The sequence below is a fragment of the Lentibacillus salinarum genome, from assembly GCF_042679865.1.
In the GTDB taxonomy this organism is placed as follows: Bacteria; Bacillota; Bacilli; order Bacillales; family Amphibacillaceae; genus Lentibacillus; species Lentibacillus salinarum.
Genome location: NZ_JBHTNH010000027.1, coordinates 41,544 through 49,949, shown reverse-complemented (window position 1 = coordinate 49,949; position 8,406 = coordinate 41,544). Strand labels below are relative to the sequence as shown.

Here is an 8,406-nt window from a genome sequence, read left to right as displayed (position 1 = left end):
TTGTGATTAAATCCTGCCAATTTCCAGTGAAAATTGAATTTTTTAGCCGAAAACCATAGATCCCCGTTCTTCCTGCCATGTTAAGTCTCGCTTCATGTCTAATCATCTCTTAAGCGTGGACCCTGGGCTTCGCACGAATAATTCCGGCTTATACGCCATTAAATAGGTGTATATATTTGGAATGGACTTGAATGCATATACCTTATCTTGAACCTCGCCTTTTTCTTTAATCAACAGACAAGGGACACTTTCAATTTTGAATTCCTGCATAAATTCGGGATTGAGTGACGCATTCATTTCATAAAAAATATCCTGCTGATGGACTGTCTCAATTTTATCGAGCATCGTCCGTGCCAGCGCACACGTACCGCAAAATGGTGTATAAATGTATAATAAATAGCGTTCGTGTTGTAAACGATCATCCGTTACCTGCAGCAAAAAATCACCCTAAATCAGAAAAATCGGATTAACCGCTATCCGCTTCCCCACCAGTTCAGTCGCCAGTATATTTTCCGGTGTTGTTGCCACTTCCCGGTACTCGCTGCTCACATAAATATGTCTGGCATGCGGAAGCTCACGGGACAACTGGTTGCGCAGTTTGATGCCCGGGCTATCCTCATCAACGAGAATATAAACATCCCGGTTGTCCAGATCGTGATTATCGAGAAGCTCATCAAACTTCTCCACCCCAAGTGTCCCATTTGTACAAATAATCTCGGCCTCTTCAGCAATCACTTTTTTAACCTGTTTCTTATCGGTTAATCCTTCCACAATGATAACTTTTTCCGTCCTATCTGTCATTCATATTGCACTCCTTAGGCAGGATATCATGATTATTATATGATGATTGCGAAAAGACATCCACCCGGTCACAGGTATAAAGTAAGAAAAACCCGGCTCCCGCCTCGTCTTTCTAGAGGTCAGAGGCCGGAAGTCAGATCGGCGAATTCACCGATTTCGATATTGCAAACGTCGTCCAAAAAAAAGCCGACTTTCCGCTTTTGGGAGTAAGCCGGCTTTTCCTATTCAGCTATTAACCTTTATTAACAGCTTCTTCATATTGCTCAGCGGATAATAACTGGTCAACATCTGATGGTTCGGACGGTTCGACGACAACCATCCATGCTTTGTCATAAGGTGATTCATTGACAAACTCCGGACTGTCTTCCAATTCCTCGTTAATCTCGACAACTTTACCGCTGATAGGTGCATAGAGTTCGGAGACAGTTTTAACAGATTCGACACTGCCAAATGGCTCATCCGCTTCCATTTCGTCCCCGACTTCAGGCAGCTCCACAAAAACGATGTCACCAAGTTCATCCTGTGCAAAGTCAGTGATTCCAATCCTTACCTTGCCGTCCTCTTTTTTAATCCATTCATGCTCTTCCGTATAAAACAAATCGTTCGGTAAATTCATCCGAATCCCTCCATTCATCATTGCGGGTGTTACCCTAACTATACTAGGCAACCGTATATTTTTCTAGTATTTTTTTGTTTTTAGAGCCAATTTTCGGTGAATGTTTCCTCTTTGAAGCCTATTGTAACCTTTTCCCCGTCCGTCACGATTGGCCGTTTAATCAGCATGCCATCCGTTGCCAGCAGTTCCGCCATTTCGTCAGTGTTCATATCCTTGAGTTTATCCTTGAGATTCAGTTCACGATATTTTTTCCCGCTTGTGTTAAAAAACTTTTTCGGCGGTAAGTCACTTTTGGACATGTAGTTAAGCAGCTGTTCTTTTGATGGTGGCTCGTCCACGATATGTATGCTCGTATAATCAATGTCATGTGCATCGAGCCATTTTTTCGCTTTTTGACATGTACCGCATTTCGGATACCAGTAAAACGCTAACGCCATTCGTCTCCCCCCTAACTTTTAAATGATTATGTTCATTATAGCAAATATACTGAAAACAAGCGAGACATATTCCGGGAATGTCGGGATTTCACTGAGACTCTCCATCTAATTGTGAACACTTCAGCGAAAAAAGTGTGAATCTCAGCGGATTTTGTAACACTTTCAGCCGAAAATTCATGAACTTCGGCCAATATTGTGACACCTTCAGCCAATTTGAGATGATTAGAGTTACCAGGTCTAATTGATTGTATAAGTTGCGAATTTCGGGATTCAAAAAATACCCCCCGGCCGTCAATCTAGGCTGGGGGTATTTTCATATTATTGTATTAAACAACATATTTTTCTTCTTCAATGATTTTCGCTGCAATCTCGCGTTTTTTAGCAATCACATTTATCGGTGTGTGGCGGGTTAATTTACGCAACGATGACAGCATCATTCTTAGTGTGTCGCCTTCCTCAACAGCGATGAGTGATTCTTTTGCATCAGCTTCAATGCGGTTAAACGCTTCTTGTACATAGACTTGTGTGTACAGACGTTTTTGCTTGTGTTTATCCTCGCCATCTTTGTTGATCGCCTTCTCCGTACGCAAAATGGCTGATTCCATGTTATAGACGTCGTTTACCATATCGGCCAGGTTCACTAAAATCTCTTGCTCATTCTCCAGTTTTTGCTGATATTTTTGAACAGCCAGACCGGCACCAAGCAAAATCATTTTCTTGGCATTTTTAAGCAAATATTTTTCCTGTTCCAACGTGGCCTCGCCAACTTCTTCAGGCATCATCATCATGAGTTCTTCCTGCAGGCTTTGCGCTTGCTGGAGAAGCGGCAATTCACCTTTCATGGCTTTTTTCATCAGTGTACCCGGTACAATCAGACGATTAATTTCATTGGTCCCTTCAAATATACGATTGATGCGGGAGTCACGGTACATTCTTGCTACTTCATATTCCTCCATGAACCCATAACCGCCATGGAGCTGTACGGCTTCATCAGCAACATAATCCATGCACTCGGTCGCCGAGAATTTATTCAAGGAACATTCAATCTGATACTCGGCAATCGCTTTGGCAATTTCCCGGCCGTCTTTCAACTGTTCATCGGATAAGGAACCCATCCGAGTCTCAAACAGACCGACTGTACGGTAGACAGCACTTTCATTGGCATACGTTTCCGCTGCCATTGTTGCTAGTTTTTCCTGTGTTAATGAAAAACTGGCGATAGGTGTATTGAATTGTTTACGCTCGTTAACATATTTCGTTGCCACTTCGATGCCGCGTTTCGATCCGCCAACGCCACCCATCGCGAGTTTGTAACGGCCGACATTCAGGATGTTAAAGGCGATTTTGTGGCCATTGCCTTTTTCACCCAGCAGATTTTCAACGGGGACTTCAGCGTCCTCCAAAGTCAAGGTACGTGTTGACGAACTCTTAATACCCATTTTCTTTTCTTCAGGGCCTGTTGAAATTCCCGGAAAATCACGTTCAACAATGAAAGCCGTAAATTGATCGCCGTCAACCTGAGCATAAACAACGAACACATCCGCAAAGGCCGAGTTGGTAATCCATTGCTTTTCACCGTTCAGAATGTAGTGGGTCCCCGCCTCATTTAATTTTGCTACCGTTTTCCCGCTCATAGCATCTGAGCCCGCACTTGGTTCAGTCAGGGCATAAGCAGCAATCATCTCACCGGTAGCCAATTTCGGCAAATAGTTTGCTTTTTGTTCATCATTGCCAAAAAATACAATTGGAAGTGTCCCAATGCCGACATGAGCACCGTGTGTGATCGAAAATCCGCCGGCACGGGCAAACCTTTCTGTAATAATGGCTGAACTGATTTTATCCAGGTCCACCCCGCCGTATTCTTCCGGAATGTCTGCACCAAGCAGCCCGAGTTCACCGGCTTTTTTCAATAAGTCTAGTGAGTGCTCAAATTCATGGTTCTCCAGGTTATCAATCTTGGGTAAAACATCCCCATCAATGAAATCATCTGTTGTTTTGCCAATCATTTCGTGTTCTTCAGTAAAATCTTCAGGTGTGATGACATCCTCGGCTGTCAGATCTTCGGTTAAAAATCCGCCGCCTTTGAATAATTTTTCTTTTGTTTCACTCATGTGAATCGTTCCTTTCCCTAATTGGATTTTTCCAAGACATTGAATTTTCTGCGATGCCTTTTTTTAATAAAGCTGTTTTCGTTTGTTGCCTTTTACGCAGTTGATATAAATTGCGACGTAACTGCTGCTTGGTTGTTTTCTATAAGTACGTGCTATTCCTGCCGTCCGGGATCGCTTCGGGCGGATGCTTTCCGCGGGCACGGCCTCAGCCTCCTCAGAAGCAAAGAACGCTTCTTCCGGGGTCTTCGGACACGTGCTGTTCCCGCAGGAGTCACCGCCCTCCGCTCACCCGGACTAGTTAAGTTGAGATGCGATTTACGATTACTGCCGTAAATCCAAAACTAGCGAAGGAAAAACACGGAGACTCCTGTGGGAGAAGAGGCCTAGATGAGACCCCGCAGTGCGTCAGCAATCTTTTCTGCGAGGAGCGTATGCCTCGCCGAAATAGCTTGCAACGCGACGAGCACCAAGTGTTTTTCCGCAGCGATGGACCAGCACTTACTCAAATTCATAAGTTTGGGAGGAATTCCTGATAAAGTTATGTCGCATTCTATGGCTTTTGTGTCAAAAACAACAATCTTTTAGATAACAGCTTTTATAAAATCCCTGAATTCTTGCAAGTTAGCATTCGCGCCTTCAATTGACTAAATCAAATTTCATCACGATTCATAGGTTACAATAACTCAAACACACCGGCCGCGCCCATACCGCCACCGATACACATTGTTACAACACCATACTGGACATTGCGGCGCTTCATTTCATGGATAAGGCTTAAGGTCAATTTTGTTCCCGTCATGCCTAGCGGGTGGCCAAGTGCGATGGCACCGCCATTGACATTGACAATCTCCGGATCAAGATCCAACGCCTGAATGACACGGACTGACTGTGACGCAAATGCTTCGTTCAGCTCAAATAAACCAATATCCGATCGTTCGAGACCGGCGATTTTCAACGCTTTCGGAACAGCTTCAACCGGCCCAACGCCCATAATTTCCGGTTCAACACCGGCAACGGCAAATGAATGGAATTTGGCGAGTGGTTTCAAGCCTTCTGAATCAGCTTTTCCACGATCCATAACCAGAACGGTGCCGGCACCATCGCTCATTTGCGACGAGTTTCCTGCTGTCACCGACCCGGTTGCGGAAAAGGCCGGCTTCAGTTTGCCGAGAACGTCTTTCGTTGTTTCCGGACGCACGCCCTCATCCATGTCAAACATGAATGATTGTTCCTCCACTTTATTCTTCTCCCCGATGACTCGCTCGGTCACTTCGACGGGAACGATTTCCTCCTTAAATCTCCCTTCTTCTAATGCCTTGGCGGCGCGCTGATGGCTGCGGACAGCAAATTCATCCTGATCATCCCGCGAAATGCCAAATCGGTTGGCAACTTCTTCAGCCGTGTGTCCCATTTGCATATAATAGCCTGGTGCATCCTGAACAAGTTTTGTATTTGGCTTGATCACGTGACCGCCCATTGGGATCATACTCATCGATTCCGCCCCGCCGGCAATGATCGTATCACTGGCACCGATCATAATCCGTTCGGCTGCATAAGCAATGCTTTGCAGTCCCGACGAACAATAGCGGTTAATCGTGACCCCGGGAACATCTTTATTGAGCCCAGCAAGACCGGCAATATTACGCGCCATGTTCATCCCCTGCTCTGCTTCCGGCATCGCGGTTCCAATAATGACGTCGTCAATGTTTCCATCATAATTACCGGCACGTTTCAACGTTTCTTTTATCGTCAATGCGGCCAGATCATCCGGCCTTGTGTTAGCCAGTGATCCTTTGTTTGCTTTTCCCACAGGGGTTCTGGCACCCGCAACAATGACTGCTTCCTTCACGTTTTTTCCCCCTCTATAATTAGTTTCGCAATGGTTTTCCTTTTAAAAGCATGTGCTGCATCCGCTGTTGTGTCAGCGGCTCGCCGATCAGGCTCAGAAATGCTTCACGCTCCAGATCTAGCATGACTTGTTCGTCAATTAACGTCCCTTCTTTAATCCGTCCGCCTGACAAAACATAAGCCAGTTTTTCAGCCATTTTCACGTCATGATCAGAGGCATAGCCGCTGAATTGCAATGACTTTGCCCCGAGCAGCATGGCGGCATAACCCGCATCACCAACGACAGGAATCTTTTCACGTTTTGGTGCCTGATAGCCGGCTTTCGCAAGCGCAAGCACGTTTTCTTTTGCGTCATGCAACAGGTGATCAGAATTGACGCTGATCGCATCACCACTGTCCAAAAAGCCATTTTCGCGTGCTTCTTCCGCTGATGTCGATACCTTGGCCATGGCCACTTTTTCAAAAACATCATTGGCGACTTTCGTAAGGTCAAAGTCTACCCCTTTCGGAAGGTTGCGGAGTTCTTTCAAATAAAGCTCTTTTGTACCGCCACCGCCCGGAATGAGCCCGACACCAAATTCAACCAGCCCCATATATGTTTCGGCTGATGCCTGGATGGACGCTGCCGGTAGGGACACTTCAGCACCGCCACCAACTGTCATATTAAACGGTGCGGTGACAACCGGTTTTTCGGCATATTTAATGGTCATCGCCATGTTCTGGAATTGGCGGACAACCATATCCAGTTCAAAGAAGTCATCGTCCTGTGCTGCCATCAGCATCATGCCAAGATGAGCACCGACACAGAAATGTTTGCCCTGGTTGCCAATGACTAGCCCTTCATAATTTTTATTCACTTCATCAAGTGCGTCATTGACCATTTTGATAATATCAAGACCGATCGCATTGCCTTGTGAGTGGAATTCCAATCCGGCAACGCCATCACCTAAATCGATTAAGCTGGCACCGGAATTCTTCTTGATAACCCCTTTTTCATCTTTTAACCGCTTCAGGTTGATTTCTTTCGGATTAAACGCTTGCTGCTTATAGGTACCATTATTGTAATAATAGACTTGACCGCTCTCAGATTGATAGAAGGATTCCTTACCGTCCTCAAGCATCTTAAGCACCCAAGGTGGCACTTCAGATCCTTCTTCCTGCATGCGTTCGACTGATTGGCGGACACCAATCGCATCCCATGTTTCAAATGGACCAATTTCCCAGCCAAATCCCCACTTCATCGCCTCATCAATCGATACAATATCGTCCGCGATTTCACCGGTAAGCTCTGCTGAGTAAATGAGTACCGGCTTTAATACGGACCAGACCAGATCACCAGCCCTGTCACCTTTGGCTGTTACAAGCGCTTTCAATTTACGATGCGGTCCTTTTTCCTGTTTCGCCATCTCAGTTGCATTCGTTTTTAGTTTCCGGCGGTCTTCGTATGCCATTGTTTCCGGATTCAATTCATAAATCACACTTCCGTCGTTGCCTTTTTGCTTCAAAAAGAAACCTTGCCCGCTCTTGGCACCGAGCCAGCCTTTCTCCTGCATTGTTTGCATGAAATCCGGTACGTAGAATATGTCTTTCTCCTTGCCTTCAACCTGATCATGTACGTTGTTGGCCACATGGATAAACGTATCCAGCCCGACCACATCAAGTGTCCGGAATGTCGCACTTTTTGGGCGTCCGATCATTGGCCCGGTAACAGAATCGACTTCCCCGATACTGTAACCACCTTTGAGCATCTCCTGTACGGTTACAAGTAGACCATACGTGCCAATTCGGTTGGCGATAAAGTTTGGCGTATCTTTGGCTTCGACAACACCTTTACCTAATACATCTTCACCAAATGTTTTCATAAATGCCAGCACGTCTGGGTCCGTATCTTTTGTCGGGATGACTTCCAGCAGTTTCAAATAACGCGGCGGGTTGAAAAAGTGTGTCCCCAGAAAGTGCTTACGGAAGTCTTCCGTACGTCCTTCCACCATCGCCTCCACTGAAATGCCGGATGTATTGGAACTGACAATGGTTCCTTCTTTGCGGTACGTGTCAACGTTGGCAAAAACCTTTTGTTTGATTTCCAGATTTTCGACAACCACTTCAATGATCCAATCAACATCCGCCAATTTTTCCATGTCATCTTCCATGTTGCCGACTTCGATTAAATCAAGGCTTTCCTTTGATGTAACAGGTGATGGCTTTTGTTTTAAAAGCGCTTTTTTGCTGTCGGCAGCCACGCGATTTCTTACTCCCGGATCTTCCAGCGTCAAGCCTTTCTTTTCTTCACTTCTGGTCAATTCCCGCGGGACAATATCAAGCATTATCGTCGGTATACCTGTATTTGCCAAGTGTGCCGCAATGCCGGAGCCCATAACACCGGTACCAAGGACGGCAGCACGCTTGATGGTTCGCTTCATGTTATATCCCCCTTCTCCTTTTGAATGAATACTCATTCATTTTTAGTCAGAAAATATAAGATAGTCGCCTATCTCTTTACTTAACAGTATAAGTTATATTCAGACAGTTCGCAATAAAAATGAGCACTATTTTTCAAATAAATATACGAAGGGCTTTTATGACTTAGCAGACT

General features: G+C 45.4%; 7 protein-coding genes. All 7 read right to left on the bottom strand.

Translation table 11 applies throughout. The features are described from left to right. Positions 1 to 102: 102 nt before the first annotated feature. Entirely contained in the window at positions 103 to 438 is a 336-nt protein-coding gene (locus tag ACFQ4A_RS12755) for a thioredoxin family protein (protein WP_382401213.1), read from the bottom strand. Positions 439 to 447: 9 nt separating this feature from the next. Then, positions 448 to 801, bottom strand: a complete 354-nt coding sequence (locus tag ACFQ4A_RS12750) for a toprim domain-containing protein (protein ID WP_382401211.1) — start codon at positions 799 to 801, stop codon at positions 448 to 450. 232 nt (positions 802 to 1,033) lie between these two features. Continuing rightward, positions 1,034 to 1,417: a glycine cleavage system protein GcvH gene (gene gcvH, locus ACFQ4A_RS12745; protein WP_382401209.1), complete on the bottom strand. Its 384-nt coding sequence runs from the start codon at positions 1,415 to 1,417 to the stop codon at positions 1,034 to 1,036. Positions 1,418 to 1,497: 80 nt separating this feature from the next. After that, entirely contained in the window at positions 1,498 to 1,854 is a 357-nt protein-coding gene (locus ACFQ4A_RS12740) for an arsenate reductase family protein (RefSeq protein WP_382401207.1), read from the bottom strand. A gap of 326 nt (positions 1,855 to 2,180) precedes the next feature. Continuing rightward, positions 2,181 to 3,965, bottom strand: coding sequence for an acyl-CoA dehydrogenase family protein (locus ACFQ4A_RS12735; protein WP_382401205.1), 1,785 nt, complete (start codon positions 3,963 to 3,965; stop codon positions 2,181 to 2,183). 673 nt (positions 3,966 to 4,638) lie between these two features. Beyond that, the gene (locus ACFQ4A_RS12730) at positions 4,639 to 5,814 is read right to left on the bottom strand and encodes an acetyl-CoA C-acetyltransferase (protein WP_382401203.1); all 1,176 of its coding nucleotides are present in this window, start codon (positions 5,812 to 5,814) and stop codon (positions 4,639 to 4,641) included. A gap of 19 nt (positions 5,815 to 5,833) precedes the next feature. Further along, on the bottom strand, positions 5,834 to 8,233 hold the full coding sequence (locus ACFQ4A_RS12725; RefSeq protein ID WP_382401201.1) for a 3-hydroxyacyl-CoA dehydrogenase/enoyl-CoA hydratase family protein: 2,400 nt from the start codon (positions 8,231 to 8,233) through the stop codon (positions 5,834 to 5,836). Positions 8,234 to 8,406: the final 173 nt, after the last annotated feature.